The 18,452-nt window shown below is 66.3% G+C and carries 18 protein-coding genes; 10 read left to right on the top strand and 8 right to left on the bottom strand.

What is annotated here, in order from left to right; genetic code table 11:
- Positions 1-21: 21 nt before the first annotated feature.
- Complete coding sequence (tcdA, locus tag C7402_RS19400) at positions 22-897, bottom strand: tRNA cyclic N6-threonylcarbamoyladenosine(37) synthase TcdA (RefSeq protein WP_116611728.1); 876 nt, start codon at positions 895-897, stop codon at positions 22-24.
- A 236-nt stretch (positions 898-1,133) separates the two neighbouring features.
- On the opposite strand from tcdA, the gene pdxH reads away from it, so the two are divergent.
- From pdxH to C7402_RS19370, 6 genes are all read left to right on the top strand, one after another.
- Complete coding sequence (gene pdxH, locus C7402_RS19395) at positions 1,134-1,775, top strand: pyridoxamine 5'-phosphate oxidase (protein ID WP_116611727.1); 642 nt, start codon at positions 1,134-1,136, stop codon at positions 1,773-1,775.
- Positions 1,776-1,995: 220 nt separating this feature from the next.
- Complete coding sequence (locus C7402_RS19390) at positions 1,996-3,210, top strand: SAM-dependent methyltransferase (RefSeq protein ID WP_116611726.1); 1,215 nt, start codon at positions 1,996-1,998, stop codon at positions 3,208-3,210.
- 118 nt (positions 3,211-3,328) lie between these two features.
- The gene (locus C7402_RS19385; RefSeq protein ID WP_116611725.1) at positions 3,329-4,750 is read left to right on the top strand and encodes a DUF72 domain-containing protein; all 1,422 of its coding nucleotides are present in this window, start codon (positions 3,329-3,331) and stop codon (positions 4,748-4,750) included.
- Positions 4,751-4,925: 175 nt separating this feature from the next.
- Positions 4,926-6,068: an acyltransferase family protein gene (locus C7402_RS19380; RefSeq protein ID WP_116611724.1), complete on the top strand. Its 1,143-nt coding sequence runs from the start codon at positions 4,926-4,928 to the stop codon at positions 6,066-6,068.
- Positions 6,065-7,255: a mannosyltransferase family protein gene (locus tag C7402_RS19375; protein ID WP_116611723.1), complete on the top strand. Its 1,191-nt coding sequence runs from the start codon at positions 6,065-6,067 to the stop codon at positions 7,253-7,255. Before C7402_RS19380 ends, C7402_RS19375 begins: the two co-directional genes overlap by 4 nt.
- A complete protein-coding gene (locus C7402_RS19370) occupies positions 7,252-7,854 on the top strand; it encodes a DUF7024 domain-containing protein (protein WP_116611722.1) in 603 nt (200 codons plus the stop codon). Before C7402_RS19375 ends, C7402_RS19370 begins: the two co-directional genes overlap by 4 nt.
- 49 nt (positions 7,855-7,903) lie before the next feature.
- Here C7402_RS19370 and msrA read toward each other — a convergent pair whose 3' ends face one another.
- From msrA to C7402_RS19360, 3 genes are all read right to left on the bottom strand, one after another.
- A complete protein-coding gene (gene msrA, locus C7402_RS19365) occupies positions 7,904-8,443 on the bottom strand; it encodes a peptide-methionine (S)-S-oxide reductase MsrA (protein WP_112172661.1) in 540 nt (179 codons plus the stop codon).
- A 112-nt stretch (positions 8,444-8,555) separates the two neighbouring features.
- Positions 8,556-8,732, bottom strand: coding sequence for a hypothetical protein (locus C7402_RS47000; protein ID WP_165841922.1), 177 nt, complete (start codon positions 8,730-8,732; stop codon positions 8,556-8,558).
- A 77-nt stretch (positions 8,733-8,809) separates the two neighbouring features.
- Positions 8,810-9,937, bottom strand: coding sequence for an acyltransferase family protein (locus tag C7402_RS19360; protein ID WP_116611721.1), 1,128 nt, complete (start codon positions 9,935-9,937; stop codon positions 8,810-8,812).
- 402 nt (positions 9,938-10,339) lie between these two features.
- Here C7402_RS19360 and C7402_RS19355 point away from each other — a divergent pair, with 402 nt between their 5' ends.
- On the top strand, positions 10,340-10,852 hold the full coding sequence (locus C7402_RS19355) for a flavin reductase family protein (protein WP_112172441.1): 513 nt from the start codon (positions 10,340-10,342) through the stop codon (positions 10,850-10,852).
- Positions 10,853-10,904: 52 nt separating this feature from the next.
- Here C7402_RS19355 and C7402_RS19350 read toward each other — a convergent pair whose 3' ends face one another.
- Positions 10,905-11,411 (bottom strand): Lrp/AsnC family transcriptional regulator, encoded by a 507-nt coding sequence (locus C7402_RS19350; RefSeq protein ID WP_112172440.1) that lies wholly within the window; start codon positions 11,409-11,411, stop codon positions 10,905-10,907.
- 131 nt (positions 11,412-11,542) lie between these two features.
- Between C7402_RS19350 and kynB the strand changes: the two genes are divergently transcribed.
- The 3 genes from kynB to kynA are packed head-to-tail and all read left to right on the top strand — an operon-like array spanning position 11,543 to position 14,453.
- Positions 11,543-12,184, top strand: coding sequence for an arylformamidase (gene kynB, locus C7402_RS19345; RefSeq protein ID WP_116611720.1), 642 nt, complete (start codon positions 11,543-11,545; stop codon positions 12,182-12,184).
- Positions 12,185-12,241: 57 nt separating this feature from the next.
- The gene (gene kynU, locus C7402_RS19340) at positions 12,242-13,492 is read left to right on the top strand and encodes a kynureninase (RefSeq protein WP_116611719.1); all 1,251 of its coding nucleotides are present in this window, start codon (positions 12,242-12,244) and stop codon (positions 13,490-13,492) included.
- A 10-nt stretch (positions 13,493-13,502) separates the two neighbouring features.
- Positions 13,503-14,453: a tryptophan 2,3-dioxygenase gene (kynA, locus tag C7402_RS19335; protein WP_112172437.1), complete on the top strand. Its 951-nt coding sequence runs from the start codon at positions 13,503-13,505 to the stop codon at positions 14,451-14,453.
- An 84-nt stretch (positions 14,454-14,537) separates the two neighbouring features.
- Here kynA and C7402_RS19330 read toward each other — a convergent pair whose 3' ends face one another.
- The 3 genes from C7402_RS19330 to C7402_RS19320 form a co-directional block, all read right to left on the bottom strand.
- Entirely contained in the window at positions 14,538-16,058 is a 1,521-nt protein-coding gene (locus C7402_RS19330; RefSeq protein WP_116611718.1) for a mannose-1-phosphate guanylyltransferase/mannose-6-phosphate isomerase, read from the bottom strand.
- Between the two features lie 2 nt (positions 16,059-16,060).
- Positions 16,061-17,281 carry a glycosyltransferase gene (locus tag C7402_RS19325; protein WP_112172435.1) on the bottom strand — a complete coding sequence of 407 codons (1,221 nt, stop codon included), beginning with the start codon at positions 17,279-17,281 and terminating at the stop codon, positions 16,061-16,063.
- 117 nt (positions 17,282-17,398) lie between these two features.
- Entirely contained in the window at positions 17,399-18,223 is an 825-nt protein-coding gene (locus C7402_RS19320; RefSeq protein WP_112172434.1) for a Crp/Fnr family transcriptional regulator, read from the bottom strand.
- Between the last annotated feature and the right edge of the window lie 229 nt (positions 18,224-18,452).

Here is an 18,452-nt window from a genome sequence, read left to right as displayed (position 1 = left end):
CCGATGCGATCCCGCGCGGGGTCAGCCGGTCGTCGCCCGATGCGCCAGCGCGCGCAACACATACGCGGCGGCGGCGAAGCCAAAGCTTGCGGTCACGCATACGCTCGACCCGAAGCCCGCGCAATTGAGCCCCACCGGGCCGTGATGTCCCGGCGACGTGGTCAGATGCTCGGCCTCGGCGTCGATATCGCACACGGCCGCTTCGGGATAGATGAGCGGCTCGTCCGAATACACGGCGCTCACCTTGAACCTGGCCTTCGGCCCGCGCGGAAAGCCGTGCTGCTTGCGCAACTGGCCGCGCACCTTGGAAAGCAGCGGGTCCTGGATCGTGAGCGCGAGGTCGTCGATGCGAATGCGCGTGGGATCGAGCTGCCCGCCCGCGCCGCCCACCGTGATGAGCGGCACGCGATGCTCGACGCACCAGGCGATCAGCGCGGTCTTGGTGCGCACGCTGTCGATGGCGTCGATCACGTAGTCGAAGCCGCCGCCCAGCAGCTCGGCGAAGTTCGACGGTTCGACGAAATCCTCGACGAGGCGTACTTCGCAAGCCGGGTCGATGAGCTTGATGCGCTCGGCCATGGCCTCGACCTTGGGCTTGCCGTAGTTGCCGTCGAGCGCGTGGATCTGGCGGTTGGTGTTGCTCTCGGCCACGTTGTCGAGATCGATCAAGGTGAGCTTGCCGATCGCGCTGCGCGCGAGCGCCTCGGCGACCCACGAGCCCACGCCGCCAATGCCGATCACGGCCACATGGGCGCGCTCGAACTCATCGAGCGCGGGTGCGCCATAAAGCCGCGCGATTCCGCCGAATCGGCGGGCCCGGTCGGCAACATCGGCGGCGGGGCTCGCGGTAAGATCGACGGAGCCGGCGGCAACAGGGGAATTCGGGATACTGGACATGACGGTAGGCAATCGGTAAGCGGACCACGGAGCGCTTCCACACGGCGCTCACGGTCCTGGCAAGACCCGTATTTTGCCTGATCGCGTGAAGCAGGACCTGGCGCCGCCCCGCTTCGCGAGCCGTACACCGCGAACCGGTGCGTACTTGCAGGGCTTGCCGCCCGTGCGCCGCGCGCTCGCAACCTGATTGCCGCCTCTCCCTTATACTTGTCCGCAATGAAGCGTCTGCATAAAAGATGACCTCTCTCGCCGATCTCCGCAAGAACTACTCGCTCGGCTCGCTCGACGCCGCCGACGTCAATCCCGATCCGATCCGCCAGTTCCAGACCTGGTTCGCCCAGGCGCTCGACGCGAAGCTGCCCGAGCCCAACGCCATGACGGTGGCGACCGTCGACGCGCAAGGCCGCCCCGCCGCTCGCATCCTGCTCATCAAGGGCGTGGACGAGCGCGGCTTCGTGTTCTTCACGAACTACGAAAGCCGCAAGGGGCGCGAGCTCACCGCCAATCCGCACGCGGCGCTGCTCTTTCACTGGATCGAGCTGGAGCGTCAGGTGCGTATCGAAGGCAAGGTCGAACTCACGAGCGCCGAGGAAAGCGACGCCTACTTCAACTCGCGCCCGCTCGGCTCGCGCATTGGCGCGTGGGCCTCGGAGCAGAGCAGCGTGATCGCCGGCCGCGCACAGCTCGAAGTGCGCGAGCAGGAAGTCACGGCGCAGTACGGCGAGCACCCGCCGCGCCCGCCGCACTGGGGCGGCTACCGGCTCGTGCCGGACGCCATCGAATTCTGGCAGGGCCGGCCCTCGCGGCTGCACGACCGCATCCGCTATACGCGCGAGAGCAGCGCCGCGGCCTGGTGCATCGAGCGGCTCGCGCCTTGAGCGCGTTCGCGCGCGGCTGCACCCTGGTTGTTTTACCGTAACGGTTTTATCTGCTGCACTCGCATCACTGGCATCACCCGCTTGATTGGCAACACGCGCGCGCGGCGCAGCCCCTCTCGCCGCCGCGCCGCTGGTTTTTTTGTCTCGCCGCCTCTGGCACGCATCGCAATTCGCTTTTGTCGTGGGTCTGGAACCGTTCATTCGACAGGGAGAGAAACGCATGTTCTGGGAGAAGAAACTCGCGCAATGGGTAGAGGAAGTGCGCAACAAGGCCAATCTGCCCGCCCGTCTCGTGCTCTGGAGCGGCCAGCAGTACGATTTCGGGCACTTCGCCGCGCCGCAGGTCACGCTCAAGGTCAATAGCGCCGCCGCCCTGCCGCTGCTGCTGGAGCCGAGCCTCGACAATCTCGGCGAAGCCTACGTGAAGGGCAAGATCGACATCGAAGGCAAGCTCGCCGACATCATCAACATCAGCTACTCGCTCGCGCGCAATACCGTCACGAGCGCCGGCAAGCTCGCCCGCGTGCGCCGCTATTTCACGCACTCGAAGTCCACGGACAAGCAGGCCATCCAGTACCACTACGACGTCTCGAACGAGTTCTACAAGCTGTGGCTCGACGAGAACATGGTCTATTCGTGCGCCTACTTCGAGAACGGCGACGAAGACCTCGCCACCGCGCAGTTGAAGAAGATCGACCACATCCTCACGAAGATCCAGGTGCAGCCGGGGCATACGCTGCTCGACATCGGCTGCGGCTGGGGCGCGCTCGTGCTGCGCGCGGCGCAGAAGTTCGGCGCGCGCTGCGTGGGCGTCACGCTCTCGCAGAACCAGTTCGATCTCGCCACGGCGCGCGTGAGGGCCGCCGGGCTCGACCAGCGCATCGAGATCCGCCTCCAGGACTATCGCGACATACAAGGCCAGTTCGACCGCATCACGAGCGTGGGGATGTTCGAGCACGTCGGGCGCAAGAATCTGCCGGGCTACTTTCGCAAGGTGCACGACCTGCTCGCCGACGACGGCGTCGCCATGAACCACGGCATCACCTCGTCGGACGCCGAATCGGGCGAAGCGCCGCTCGGCGGCGGCGAGTTCATCGACCGCTACGTGTTCCCCGACGGCGAACTGCCGCACATTGGCCTGGCGCTCGAAGCGGCGCAGCGCGGCGGCCTCGAAGCGGTTGACGTGGAGAGCCTGCGCCGTCACTATGCGCACACGCTCGATATCTGGGCGGAGAATTTCGAGGCGCGCGCCGAAGAGGCGAAAAAGCTCGTCGACGACGAGAAGTTCCGCATCTGGCGCGTTTATCTGGCGGGTTGCGCGTACGCGTTCGAGCACGACGACGTGTCGATCTTCCAGATCGTCTGCCGCAAGGCCGGCCGCAGCGCAAAAACGCTGCCGTGGTCGCGCCGGTATATGTACGAGAAGCCGCTCTGAGGCAGGCGGCGGCGCAAGGGTATGGCCCGCCGCGCCGCCGTTGCGCCCGCGTCGCCTGTCAGGCGGGCGGCTTCGCCCCACGACCGCCACTAATGACGCCACTGCGCGACGCAACCGCATGAACGAACGCGACGACGGCCACGACCTGTTCGGCGCCGCCTCGGATGAAGCACGCAGCGCGAGGCCGCTCGATGCGCCCGGCGAAGGTGCCCGCGAGAACGCTCACCAGGCCGCCCGCGAGGCCGCGCGCCGCACTGCGCCGAAAGCCGCGCCCCGCGCCGAGCCTCAGCCCGACCTGTTCGGCTTCACCGCGCCCGCGAGCGCGCCCAGGCCCGCTGCCGCGAAGCGCCCCGCCCGCGCCGCCGCCGAAGACAGCATCAACGAGGCCGAAATCGCAGCGCCCGCCCAAGGCGAGGACAACCCGCGCGCCCCCGGCGCACCGCGTTCGAAACCGCCGAAGCAAGCCGAGCCCGGCTCGCCGCCCAAACGCCGCGGCCGTGGCGTGTTGCCCGCCGTGGCCACGCAGGAAACGCTCGACCTCGCCGCGCAACTGCCCGCGAGCGTGCGCCTCGGCACCTCGTCGTGGTCGTTTCCGGGCTGGCGCGGCATCGTCTACGGCGACGACTACAGCCAGTCCAAACTGGCCCGCGACGGCCTTGCGGCCTACGGCGCGCATCCGTTGCTGCGCTCGGTGAGCATCGACCGCTCGTTCTATGCGCCGCTCACCGTCACCGACTACCTGCGCTACGCGCAGCAGGCGCCCGAGCACTTCCGCTTCATCGTCAAGGCGCCCGCCCTCGTCACCGACGCCAGCGTGCGCGGCGATCGCGGCGAGCCCGTTTCGGCGAACCCCTGCTTCCTCAACGCGGAGCTGGCCGCGCGCGAATTCGTCGAACCGTGTCTCACGGGCCTCGGCAACAAGGCGGGCGCGCTCGTGTTCCAGTTTCCGCCGCTGCCCGATCAGCTGCTGGCCGACCCGGCGGCCTTCGTCGAGCGCCTCGCCGCATTTCTCGCCGCCCTGCCACCACTGCCCAAGCCTACCGAAACGACCGGAGCATCCGAGGCCGGCGACGGCCCCTGCTACGCCGTCGAAATTCGCGACGCGATCCTGCTCACGCCGCGCTTCGTGCGCACGCTGCGCGCGGCGGGCGTGCGCTACTGCGTGGGTCTGCACGCGCGCATGCCGGACCCTCTGCGCCAGGCCGCGGCGCTCGCGCTGATGGACGGCGAAGCCCCGGCCGGCCCGCTGATCGTGCGCTGGAGCCTGCACAGCGGCTTCAAGTACGAGCAGGCCAAAGCGCGCTACGAGCCGTTCGACAAGCTCGTGGACGAAGACCCGCACACCCGCGACACGCTCGCCGAACTGGCCGCGCGCTACGCGATCGCGGGCCAGCCCGTGCTGATCACGACGAACAACAAGGCGGAAGGATCGGCGCCGCTCACCTGCGCGAAGCTCGCGCGGGCGATTGCCGAAGAGATGGCGCGGCTGCGCGCGGAAATGGCCCAGGATGCCGCGACAGCGGGCGCTGACGACGACTGACGCACCGGCAAAATGTGACGGCGATCACATCTTCGCGCATGCCCGGGCGCTAACCTACGGCCCCATAGAGTCCGAATACAGCCCGAAATCCGTCACGATGCCGTGCATCGATGCACCGGCACCCGGCCGCCATTGCCGACGGCGCGTGAAATCGCCGTCCTGAATCCACGATTGCATGCGCTCAGTTAATTTTTCGTACGATCCCCGCCTGGATCAGTTGCGCGGGAGCGCCGCGCTCCTCGTCTTTCTCTATCACGCATTCCACGTCTTCTACGGACACTGGCACGCCTTTCCGGGCGCGTTCTGGGCGGGCTGGCTCGTGGAGGGGCACACCGGCGTCGGGCTGTTCTTCGTGCTGTCCGGCTTCCTGTTCATGAACATCGCGCTCGCGGCGCCGGACATCGAATGGGTGCCGTTCATGCGCAATCGTCTCCTGCGCATTTTCCCGCTGTTCGTGGTGATGTACGTCGTGGCCACGTCGGTGGGCCGCGACGCGTTCCGCCCCGCCGATCTTTTCTATTTGCTGTTCTCCAATCTCGGCGAAGCGCCCACGTCGAACTCGTTCATTACCGGCGCGGCGTGGTCCATTTCGATCGAATTCACCTTCTACATGGTGTTTCCGTACCTGGCCCGCTTTGCGATCCAGTACGGCGCCGGCTGGCTGATCCGCCTGATCGCGCTCTGGGTGCTGCTGCGCTGCGGGGCGTACTTCGTGACCGAGCAGGCCACGCACATGTATTACTCGACGCTGCTCGGGCGTTTCGACCAGTTCCTGATCGGCATGCTGTGCGCGATGTTCGTCAAGCGCATGCCCGTGCTGCACGAGCGCCGACTCTCGATACTCTGGCCACTCGCGGCGACATGCGCCGTGGTCCTGATTCTCGGCTTGCTCGGCAGCAAGGCCAGCTATCAGCTTCCGGTGCCCAAGCAACCGGTCTGGGCGGTTTGGGGCACGTTGGAAGCGCTCATGTGGGGCGGCTTCGTGATCTGCTATTCGTGCTGGCGCGGCAGCCTGCCAAAACCGGCGGCCTCGTTGTTCTCGAGCATTGGCGAAGTGAGCTATTCGTTCTACCTGCTGCATGGCGTCGTGCTTTTCATCTTCGCGCACTTCACGCTGCCGTATTTCGAGAAGCTGAACTGGCGCGTCGGCATGATGCTCGTCATGGTGACGCTGCTGCCACTGTGTCTTTTCGTGGCGCGGCTGAGCTACCAGGTGATCGAGCGCCCGTGGCTGCAAATGCGCGGCCGATACCACGGCAAGCTGCAACCCGCATCCGTTGCGGCTTCCGCGTCTTCCGTCTCTTCCGTGTCGCAATGATGCCGGGCCACGGGCGGACCCTGCTGCTCGCACCGCAAGGGCCGGGCGCGGCGGCGGCAACGCCCGTGCGCGAGTTCGCTTTTGTCGTGGCGGTCTACGCGGCGAGCCGGTTGCTGCTTGTCGCCGCCACCCTGATCGGCGCGCATCTGCTCGACGCGCGTGGCTCCGTGCCCGAGTTGCTGTGTCAATTCGATTGCCTCTGGTACCGGGCCATCATCGACCACGGCTACGACCTCGCGCCCAATTTCGGCCCAGGCGGTCCTTTGTCGCCGTTCGCCCATCAACACGGCGACGCGGCCAACTGGGCGTTCTTTCCCCTCTTCCCGCTGCTCGCACGGTGGACCGCGCTGGTCACAGGCGCGGCGCCGCTGGTCGGCGCCTACGTGGTGTCGAATCTGGCCTTCCTTGCCGCACTCCTCCTGCTCAGGCAGTACGCCGGACGATGGACCACGCCGGGCACGGCCCGCTTCGTCGTCCTTCTTGCGAGCTTTTCGCCGGCCAGCCTGTATTTCTCGCTGGCCTACACCGAGGCGCTCTACCTGCTGCTCATGCTGGCCGTGGTGTCGGCCGCCAGCAGCGGCCGCTGGCTGATGGCGGGCATGGCCGCCGCAGCGCTCTCGGCCACGCGCAACCTCGGGGTGACGATCCTCGCGCCGATGCTGGCGATCGCAATCAGCCAATACGGCTGGCGCGCCGTGCTGACCCTTCGTCGCGAAGCCGATCGGGCCTGGGTCGCCATGCTGCTCGCGCCCGCCGGCCTCGCCGCGTTCATGCTGTTCCTGCACCACACGACGGGTGACGCGTTCGCGTTCAAAAACGTGCAGATCGCCTGGCATCGCGAAGTGGGCAACCCACTCGTCCAGCTATGGACGGCGCTGACGAGCGCTCAGACCTATCCGCTCTACTGCGCGAGCGTGGCGCTGTTCGGCATCGTGGCGTGCATCTGGCTCGCGGCGCGGTCCATGTACGCGGAAGCGCTCATCCTCGTAACGGGGATCTTCATTCCACTTGCCGCGGGCGTGGTCTCGATTCCCCGCTATGTCCTCACGCTCTACCCGGTTCCCCTGGCGATCGGCCTCGCGACGCAGAACATGCCGCGAACGCGCATCGCGCTCCTGGCCGCGTGCGTCGCGCTGCTGGCCGCGGCATGCCGGGCCTGGCTGGGACAATACTGGTTCATGGCATGAAGGCGCGCCGCTTCACGGCAATGCGGGCGCTGCTGCCGGGCGCCGCTTTGGCGCTGGGCGCGCTGTACTGCGCGACGGCCTGGTACGCGCTTCATCCGGCCGTGAGCCGCGAATACGACCTGTACTACCTGAAGCACCAGCTCCGGACATGGCCCGGCAACGGCGGGCTGGCCTATCGCCCGGGCGAGCGCATCGACTTCTCCCGCACGCTGCCCTGGCTGTCCCGCACCGGCTGGTCCGATCCGGAAGGCTGGGGCACCTGGACCGACAGCGACAGCGCCTCGCTCTACCTGACGCTGCCCGGCAGACCGGCCGGCAACATGACGTTGCGCGTGCAAGGGCGTGGTTTCGTCGATGCGCGGCATCCCGTGCAGTCCGTGCGCGTCGTGGTGAACGGCATTGCGGTGGGCGCACTCGCGTACGCATCGCAAGACGCGAAAACGCAAACGCTGACGATTCCCAACCGCGCGTTTTCGGGCAGCAACGTCGAAATCAACCTGATTCCCGCCAATCCCGCCAAGCCTTCGGAAGGCGGCGCTTCGCAAGACACGCGGCGCCTCGGACTCGGCGTCGCCTCGATCGAACTCCTGCCGGGCTAGGCGCGCGGCCCGTCGTGCCGCGTCCGCGCGCCTTGCGCCTTATTCCGCCTTATTCCGCTTTCAGCCGGTGCGCGAACTTCTGGCGGAACTTCGCGACCTTCGGCGCGACCACGAACGAGCAATAGCCCTGGTTCGGATGCTGCGCGAAGTAGTTCTGGTGATAGGCCTCGGCGGGGAAGTAGTTGCCGTCGAGCGGCAGCACCTGGGTGACGATCTTGCCTTCGTACACGCCCTCGGCGGCGATCTCGCGAATCGCCTGCTCCGCCGTCTCGCGCTGCGCCTGCGAATGCGTGAAGATCACCGAACGGTACTGCGTACCGACGTCATTGCCCTGGCGGTTCAGTTGCGTCGGATCGTGAATCGCGAAAAAGATGTCGAGAATCTCGCGGTAGCCGATCTTCGCGGGGTCGAACTGCACGTTCACGACCTCCGCGTGGCCCGTCTCGCCGTCGCACACCTGCTCGTAGCTCGGGTTCGCGACGTGGCCGCCCGCGTAGCCCGATTCCACCGCCTCCACGCCGTCCACGCGCAAATACACCGCTTCGAGGCACCAGAAACATCCGCCGCCCAACGTTGCAATTTCACTCATACCAATCACCATGAAATCAATAGGTTATCCAAGATCCGGGAGGCTTGTAATGCAGCCGTGGCGGGTCCGTTCGGGTCCAGTTTACCCGTCAACCCGTTTTGCAGGATGACGACTAATCGTGGTCTCCCCAAACCTTTGTGGTATGCGGATCGTCAGGACGGATTTCAAGGCAGGCCGCGATTTCGATGACTTCAGCGAAGCCAAATTCAGCGAAGCCAAAGAATGCCGTGCCCTCCGCAAGCGGAAGAAGCGAAAGCAAATCCTCTTCGAGATTGGCCGCGGCTGGCAACCCTGCCTCGGGCACCGGATGTTGGCGCGCCCGCCGGGCAAAACCTGCGCCCGAGTAACGGACGCAGGGATCCGGACTTATTGCGGCATGGTCGCGTCCGCGGTGTCGGTGCGTTTCGGACGCGGCGCGAGCCAGCCGCGCGAGCGCGCGAGCAGGGCCCGGCGCACGGGCGTGTCGTAGTAGCGGTCGACGCACCACGTCAGCAGCACGACGCCGGGGAACAGGAGCGCCGCGCTCACGCCGGCCGGATGGCGCAGAAAGTGGCTGTTGCGGGTGAGGTCCTCCAGGAGGAACCCGAACGGCACATGGAGGACATAGACGGCATACGAGATCGCCCCCGAAAAAGCGAAGAGCCGCAGCCAGCGCGCGGGGGGCTCCACCCGGCATGCCGCCCAGACAATGGCGGGGAACGCGACGAGCACGAGCAGCAGGTCGACCGCGACCGCGGGCTGGTTGTGCATCGGCCAGGGCATGAAGAGCAGGCCGAACGCCAGCGCGACGATCAAGATCGCCGAACGCGATTCACGCCTGCGCGCGGGCTGCTGGAGCCGGTATAACAGCAGACCGGCGGGAAAGGCATAGCCGAGGCGCGCAAAGCCCACATAGAACGATTGCCAGACAAACCCGTTGCACAGGCCCACGGTATAAGCCGCTGTGCCGAGCGCGACAGCCGACACGCACATGATGAAGATGAGCCGCCGTGTGGTCAGGTAGCGGAAGAACAGGCCATACGCAAGGCTCGCGATCAGTTCGAAGAACAGCGACCACGCAGGATGATCCAGCGGATAGAGGAAGTCGATCGTCCACTGGACCGGGTAGTAGGTCCGCAGGGGCGTGTGCGAGGGCATCATGAGCAACCCGGCCGGGACCGCGGAGGCGATGTCGGACCAGTCGGATGCAGGCAGCCGGTACGCCAGGGCAACGACGCCGAGTACGAGACCGGCGAGGTAAAGCGGATACAGGCGGAACAATCGCAATGTGAAGTACTGCTGCCAGTTTAGTTCGCCTGACGAAAGCTTCCGGTCGTAAGCATTGGCGATGACGAAGCCGCTCATCGCGAAGAAGAGATCGACCGCGAGATACCCGTGCTCGATGTATGGCAGGTGGTACAGCCCCTGGAAGTGCGCGAAGACAACCACCATCGCCGCCATGCCGCGTAAGCCGTCGAGGGTGGCGTATCTCGAGTCTGCAATCGACTGTCCCATGTCGCGCTCCGCGGCTGCTCTCTATCGTGGCTCCCGCCAAGAAGGTAACCTGCGCGAGGGTGGCGAGTTTGTGTGTTGACAGACACAAAGTCACTCCCGAGTCCGGATTCAAGGGAGTTCCGACCTCCCGTGCGGCCCGGACTTCCAGGGTCCGTCACGACATCACACCGGCGGATGGCCGTTTCGACCGTCCGGGTCCTGCTCCGCTCCTTTCGGATGAGTCGCGGAAATCACTGCACGGCGCACTGCACCGGGCACTGCGCTGCGCACTGCACTGCGGCTCGCGCGAGCCGCCATCCGCCGCTTCCGCTAAAATTGTGACAATTCGCCGATTTTCCACATGACGTTGATCCCGATTTCCGCTCCCGCCGCCACGCGCGCGGCCCGCAAAGGCCTGCCCCGATGACCCGCCGCGCCAGCCCGCCCAATTTCGACGACGGCGCATTCCGCCGCGCGCTCGGCCAGTTCGCCACCGGCGTCACCGTGATCACGACGCGCGCGCCCGACGGCCAGCTCATCGGCATCACGGCCAGCTCGTTCAACTCGGTCTCGCTCAGCCCGCCGCTCGTGCTCTGGAGCCTCGCCACGCGCTCGGCTTCCATGCCCGTGTTCCGCTCGAACCCTCACTATGTGATCAATGTGCTCGCGGCGTCGCAGCTCGACCTGTGCAAGCGCTTCGCGACCGTGAAGGGCGACCGCTTCGAGGGCGTCTCGCACGCGGCCGGCGACACCGGCATGCCCGTGCTGGACGGGGCGATCGCGTGGTTCGAGTGCCACAACCGCAGCCGCTACGACGAAGGCGACCACGTGATCTTCGTGGGCGAGGTCGAGCGCTGCGGCGTGCGCGAGGACGGCGCGAACGCTTCGCCGCTCGTGTTCCACGGCGGCGCGTTCCACCAGCTTCAATCGTTGTAAGCCCCGAGGTTGTCAGCCGCGCGGTCGTGAGCCCAGGTGCGGGCCCGCGCCCCTACACCTGCGCGGTCTTCGGCTCGCGCTGGGCGATCAGGTCCACCGGCACGCCCGCTTCCGCCTTGAGCGTCGTGAGCACGATGTTCGAGCGGATGTCCATCACGCCCGGCGCCTTGTACAGCTTGTTGAGCACGAAGTCCGAGTAGTGCTTGAGGTTGTGCGCGAGCACGCGCAGCAGGTAGTGCGTCTCGCCCGTGACGACGTACGCCCCCACTACCTCCGGCCAGTCGCGCAGCGCCGAGACGAAGCGCTCGTGCCAGCTTTCCTGGTCGTTGCGCATCGACACCTGCACGAAAGCCTCCATCTCGAAGCCGAGAATCTCCCGGTTCAAACTGGCTCGATAACGCTCCACCACACCCTGATCCTCGAGCAGCCGCAAACGGCGCAGGCACGCCGACGGCGAGAGCGAAATACGCTCCGCCAGGTCGAGATTACTGATCCGCCCCTCATTTTGCAGCACGGCGAGAATACGGCAATCGGTAGCATCCAGCGAGATTGCGTTCATATTTGGTCTCCATTCCCGTCTTGTAACAAATTATGTGCCAACAACTGTAGTTTGCGGCGTTTTTTTCGCAAGCACATTTCACGCAGGGTTGCCTATCATTCGAAAAATACGGAGACAACCTGCTCAACGAGATGAACGACCTCTGGGACATTTCCCCGCCCATCCACCCTGAAACGCCCGTCTGGCCGGGCGATACGCCCGTTGGCGTCGAACGCGTCTGGCGCATGGAGGCCGGCTCGCCGGTCAACGTCGCGCGCGTGACACTTTCGCCACACACCGGCGCGCATACCGACGCCCCGCTGCACTACGACGCCGAAGGCGCGCCGATCGGCGCGGTGCCGCTCGACACGTATCTCGGCGCGTGCCGCGTGATTCATTGCGTGGGCGCCGCGCCCCTCGTGCTGCCCGGGCATGTGCAAGGCGCGCTGCAAGGCATCCCGCCGCGCGTGCTGCTGCGCACCTACCTGCACGCGCCGCAGGACCGCTGGGACAGCGCGTTTTGCGCCGTCGCGCCGCAAACCGTCGACCTGCTCGCCGCGCACGGCGTGCGCCTCATCGGCATCGACACGCCCTCGCTCGACCCGCAGGAGTCGAAGACGATGGACGCGCATCACCGTATCCGCGCGCACCGCATGGCGATCCTCGAAGGCGTCGTGCTCGACGCGGTGCCGCCCGGCGACTACGAACTGATCGCGCTGCCGCTGAAGTTCGCAACGCTCGACGCGAGCCCCGTGCGCGCCGTGCTGCGCGCGCTGCCCGCGAGCCCTCGCTGAAAAGAAACCGCTATCCCGCTCATTGCGCCCAACACCGCCCAACACCGAAACGCAGACATGAACGACCGCAACGAAGCCCTGGCCGCCGATCACGCCGATCCGCTCGCCGCCTTGCGCGAGCAATTCACGCTCGCAGCCGGCACCATCTATCTCGACGGCAACTCGCTCGGCGTGCCGCCGTCGGCCTCGGCCGCGCGCGCGCAGGCCGTGATCGGCGCCGAATGGGGCGAAGGCCTCATCCGCAGCTGGAACACGGCGGGCTGGTTCGCCATGCCCAAGCGCCTCGGCAACAAGCTCGCGAAGCTGATCGGCGCGGCCGACGACGAAGTCGTCGTCACCGACACCATTTCGATCAACCTCTTCAAAGCGCTCTCCGCCGCGCTGCGCGTGCAGAACGCGCGCGACCCGAAGCGCCGCGTGATCGTGTCCGAGCGCTCGAACTTCCCGAGCGATCTCTACATCGCGCAAGGCCTCATCGAACAACTCGACCGCGGCTATGAACTGCGCCTCGTCGACGATCCGTCCGAGCTGCCCGCCGCGATCCGCGACGACGTGGCCGTGGCGATGATCACGCACGTGAACTACCGCACGGGCGAGATGCACGACATGCGCGCGCTCACCGAACACATCCACGCGCAGGGCGCGCTCGCGCTGTGGGATCTCGCGCATTCGGCGGGCGCGGTGCCCGTGGACCTGAACGGCGCGAACGCCGACTACGCCGTGGGCTGCACGTACAAGTACCTGAACGGCGGCCCCGGCTCGCCCGGCTTCGTGTGGGTGCCCAGGCGCCACCAGAGCGCGTTCTCGCAGCCGCTCTCGGGCTGGTGGGGGCACAGGAAGCCGTTCGAGATGAACCCGGAGTACCGCCCCGACGACGGCATCGCCCGCTACCTCTGCGGCACCCAGCCGATCATTTCGATGGCGCTCGTCGAATGCGGCCTCGACGTGTTCCTGCAAACCGACATGCAGGCGATCCGCCGCAAGTCGCTCGCGCTCACCGATCTCTTCATCGAACTGGTCGAAACGCGCTGCAAGGCATACGGCCTCACGCTGGCGACGCCGCGCGAGCATGCGCAACGCGGCTCGCACGTGAGCTTCGAGCATCCGCACGGCTATGAGGTGATGCAGGCGCTGATCGCGCGCGGCGTGATCGGCGACTATCGCGAGCCGCGCGTGCTGCGCTTCGGCTTCACGCCGCTGTATCTGCGTCACGTCGATGTGTGGGACGCCGTGGAGACGCTGCGCGACGTGCTCGCGACCGAGTCCTGGCGCAAGCCCGAATTCGCCGAACGCGGCGCGGTGACCTGAGGAGCGGCACATGAACGATCACATGCAGATTCCCGGCGTGCCCGAGACCGACGAAACCGCCAACGCACCGCGCGGCGGCTGCCCGTTCGGGCACGGCGCGCAGGCGCCCACGGCACAACCCTCGACCTCGGCCGATAAAGGCGACGGCTGGCACGACGCGCAACTCGACTTTTCGAAGTCGATGAGCTACGGCGACTATCTCGCGCTCGATTCGGTGCTCAACGCGCAGCATCCGCTTTCGCCCGATCACAACGAAATGCTGTTCATCGTGCAGCACCAGACGAGCGAACTGTGGATGAAACTCGCGCTCTATGAGTTGCGCGCGGCGCTCGCCAACGTGCATCGCGATGCGCTGCCGCCCGCGTTCAAGCAGCTCGCGCGCGTCTCGCGCATCATGGAGCAGCTCGTGCAGGCGTGGAACGTGCTCTCCACGCTTACGCCCTCCGAATACACGGCCATGCGGCCGTATCTGGGCGCTTCATCGGGCTTCCAGTCGTATCAGTACCGGCAGATCGAGTTTCTGCTCGGCAACAAGAACGTGCAGATGCTCAAGCCGCACGAGCACCGGCCCGAGATTTTCGAGCAGGTGAAAGCGACGCTCGAAGCGCCCTCGTTCTACGACGAAGTGATCCGCCTGCTCGCGCGGCGCGGCTTCGCGATCGCACCCGAGCGCCTGAACCGCGACTGGTCGCAGGCGACGGCGCACGACGCGAGTGTCGAGGCGGCGTGGCTCGAGGTGTATCGCAATCCTTCGCAGTACTGGGATTTGTACGAGATGGCCGAAGAACTCGTCGATCTCGAAGACGCGTTCCGTCAATGGCGCTTCCGTCACGTGACGACGGTCGAGCGCATCATCGGTTTCAAGCAGGGCACGGGCGGCACGAACGGCGCGCCGTATCTGCGCAAGATGCTCGACGTCGTGCTGTTTCCCGAGCTTTGGCACGTGCGCACGGTGCTGTAAAGCGCAAACGGCGGCGCGACCCCGCGAGGTCGCGCCGCCGTTCTTTATTGCACGCCGTTCGTGCTTGTTTGCGCTTGTTTCCGCTTACTTCTCGACGTGCCGGCCGTAGTTGTCGTCGAAGCGCACGATGTCGTCCTCGCCGAGATAGCTGCCGCACTGCACCTCGATCATTTCGAGCGGCACGCGGCCCACGTTTTCGAGGCGGTGCTTCACGCCCACCGGCACATAGGTCGACTGGTTCTCGCCGAGCAGGAACACTTCGTCGCCGCGCGTCACGCGCGCCGTGCCGCTCACCACGATCCAGTGCTCGCTGCGGTGGTAATGCAGTTGCAGCGAGAGCGTCGCGCCCGGCGAGACCACGATGCGCTTGACCTGGTAGCGCGAGCCGCGCTCGATCGAGTCGTAATAGCCCCAAGGGCGCGCGACCTTGCGGTGATGCGCGGCCTCGGTGCGCTCGCCTTCGCGAATGCGGCCGACCAGCGCCTTCACGTCCTGCGCACGGCTCTTGTCGGCAACCAGCACGGCGTCGGCGGTCTCGACCACGATCAGGTCCTGGGTGCCCACGCAGGCCACGAGCCGCCCTTCCGAATGCACATAGGTGCCCGACGTATCTTCGAGCAGCACGTCGCCACGCGTGACGTTGCCCGCGGCGTCCTTCGGCATGATGTTCCAGACGGCGTCCCACGAGCCGACGTCCGACCAGCCCACCTCCAGCGGCACCACCGCGCCTTGCAGGCCGCCTTCGGCGAGCCGCTCCATGACCGCGTAGTCGATCGAGTCGGACGGGCAACCGAGGAACGACTGCGTGTCGATGCGCCACGAGGCGCCCTCCGCGCCGCCCTTGCGGTACGCGTCCTCGCAGGCGTGCGCGATGTCCGCGCGCAGCGCGCGGATCGCCGCGAGCCACACCGAGGCGCGCATCACGAAGATGCCGCTGTTCCACCAGTGACGCCCGCCCGCCAGGAACGCCTCGGCGACTTCGCGCGGCGGCTTCTCGACGAAGCGGCACAGCTCGCGCGCGTGCGCGGCCCGGGTCGTCTCGTCGCCTTCGAGCGTTGCGCCCGTTTCGATATAGCCGTAGCCCGTTTCGGCGCGCTGCGGCACCACGCCGAGCGCGACGATGCGGCCTTGCTGCGCGAGACGCGCCGCGGCGTTCACGGCACGCGCGAACGCGGGCGCGTCGAAGATCGCGTGATCGGCCGGCATGACGACGAGCACCGGATCGCCGCCGCCCGCGCTCGCGCGCATGGCGGCGAGCGTGAGCGCGGGCGCCGTGTTGCGCCCGGCCGGCTCGACCATGACCTGCCAGTCGCGGCTGCTCACCTTGAGCTGGTCGGCCACCATGAAGCGATGCTCCTGCGCGCAGATCAGCAGGCCGCCGTTCGAGCCCGGCCGCGCGAGCGAATCGAGGCGCGTGACGGTCGATTCAAGCAGCGAGCGGTCGCCCAGCAGACCGATCAACTGCTTCGGATGCGCCTCGCGCGAAAGCGGCCACAGGCGCGTGCCGGAGCCGCCCGCGAGCACGACGGGCAGGATGTCGGGCGCAGCGAGCGAAACCGCTTGAGCGCCTTGCACGGTGGTGTCGATGGTTTGGGGGAACGTCATGTTCAGGATTTTTCTTCGATTACCGGATCTCGTTCGACCGAAAGCGGCGCGGGCTCGCGCCTGAAATCGGCTGCCTTGGCGGCGCCCGCCTTCGCGGTGCCGCTCGCGTGTTCGGCCACCACGGCGTCGTAAATGCGCCGGTAGGCCCGCGCCGTGCGATGCGCGGTAAAGAGGTCTTCGAAACGCAGCGCGGCGCGGCGGCCCATCAGCTCGCACCAGTGCGGGTCGTCCCACAGTTCCTTCATCGCGCGCGCGAGGTCTTCGGGATCGTTAGGATCGCAAACCAGTCCGGTTTCGCCGTGGCGATTCACGTAGCTCGTGCCGGTGCCGATTTCGCAGGTGATCATCGGCTTGCCGAGCATCGCGCCTTCGAGCAGCGTCATGCCGAACGCCTCGGCGCGGTTGGGCGACGGGAACACGATGGCGCGCGAAAGCTCGATGAGCGCCATCTTGTCTTCTTCGGGCAGCAAACCGGTGAAATGCGCGCTCGTGATGCGATGCTGCTGCGCGTAGGCGCGCAACTCCGGCGCGAGCGGACCGTCGCCCACGAGCACGACCGGGTAGCCCGTGCGCTGGATCGCTTCGAGCAGCACGTTCAAGCCCTTGTAGTAGCGGAACACGCCCACGAAGAGAAAGAACGGCCCGCCGATGCGCTCGCGCCATTTCTGCAACAGCGCTTCATCGGGCTTCGGATAGAAGCTGCGCGTGAGACCGAGCGGCACGACTTCGACCTTGTCGCGATGCGCGCGCAGCACGTCGCTCGTCGCCACGTAGTTCGGCGAGGTCGCGACGATGCGATCGACGCTGCCGAGAAAGCGGTGCATGAGCGGCTTGTACATCGCGAGCAGCGTGGGCTGGCGCTGGATGTCGGCGTGATACGTCACGACCGAGGGCTTGCGCACGCGCGCGGCCAGGTGCGCGATGTCCGCCATCGGCCAGGGAAAGTGGTAGTGGACCACATCGGCTTCGCGCGCGAGCTGGCGAAAGCGCCGGATCGCCGGCAGCGACAGTTCGACCGAGGCGACCTTGAAGCCGCTCGGCACACGCTCCACCACGTGGCCGGGCAGGTTCACGCGGCGTGGGCCGCCGCTTTGCGCGGTGAGCGTGAGCACGGTGTTCTCGACGCCCTGGTCCGCCCCCGCGCGGCACAGGTGATAGATGGACTGCTCGGCGCCCCCGACCGTATCAGGCAGATACGTTCGATAGAAGTGCAGCACACGCATGATGCATGACCCGAAATTGGAATGTGTGTTCAGCGGCCCGGGATCGTGCAGGTCGTTGCCGGCACAACTGCATGGGCAGCAGTGCGGGCGACGGCGCGGACTTCGCGTGCGGCCTCATTAATCAACTTCACTACCCTCGACGTCATCCGCTTCGACGTCGCGACCTTCATCTTCATCGCCGGCCTCTTCCATCTGGCCGATCGCGGCCTTCTTGCGCAATTGCAGCTCCGCTTCGCCCTTGGCGAGCTTCTTGAGCAATTGCGCGTCGCGCACGATCAGGCGGCGGTAATCGCGCTCGATCACCTTGCCGTCCACGAGCGAGCGGATGGCGCGCGACACGGTTTCCCGGCTCACGTTGGCCATGATCGCGATCGCCTGCTGGTTCGGCAGGTTCTCGATGGTGTGCAGGTCCCCGGCGCTCTTTTTCATCGAGGCCTCGAGCACCGAGTACACCCGCGCATACGCGCGCGACAACCCGAGCATCGAACGGTAGTTCGATGCCTGACGAATGGTGCGGCACAGCCGCTGCAACAAGGCCTCGACCACCGCGGGGTTGCGGTAGAAAAGGTTTTGCGCGTGGGCCTTCGGCAGGAAACCAACAACAGATTCGCTTGTGGCAATGATCGACGCCGAACGCGGCCCGCCGTCGATGATCGACAGCTCGCCGAAGTAATCCCCCGGCTCGACGAAGTTCAATCCCACTTCGCGTCCATCCTCCGAGAGCGCGATGACCTGCAATCTCCCGGACATGAGCATCAGCAGGGATGACCCCGCATCCCCCTTGTGGACGACGAATTCGCGCTTCCCGAAGCGCCTGTAACGAATATGCCGACTGGTCTCTTCAATCACTTCATCGGCGACGTTGCGCAGGAGCTTTTGCTGCCTGAGCAGATCGATCGCCTTCAATGGTCCGAAGCTGCCTTTGAACTCTTCTGTAGACATCCTGGAGTTGCAGCCTTTTTATGTGATCCGGCGCCACGATAGACGCCCGCGACGTGAAAATCTGTGACAGCCGTCACAACCCGCCCGCCGGCACTGCGGGTACCATCCTTGAAAAATCGCGCGCGCGCGAGAAAAACGGATCGAAGACCAATGCCATCAAGAACTTTGCGGGGGCTGGCGGCCTTAGTGCTGTCTGTCGTTTGCGCTGCGGGGGCAGCACAAACGACCC

This window comes from Paraburkholderia unamae (assembly GCF_003096875.1).
Lineage (GTDB): Bacteria > Pseudomonadota > Gammaproteobacteria > Burkholderiales > Burkholderiaceae > Paraburkholderia > Paraburkholderia unamae.
This window is presented reverse-complemented; position numbering and strand designations above follow the sequence as displayed.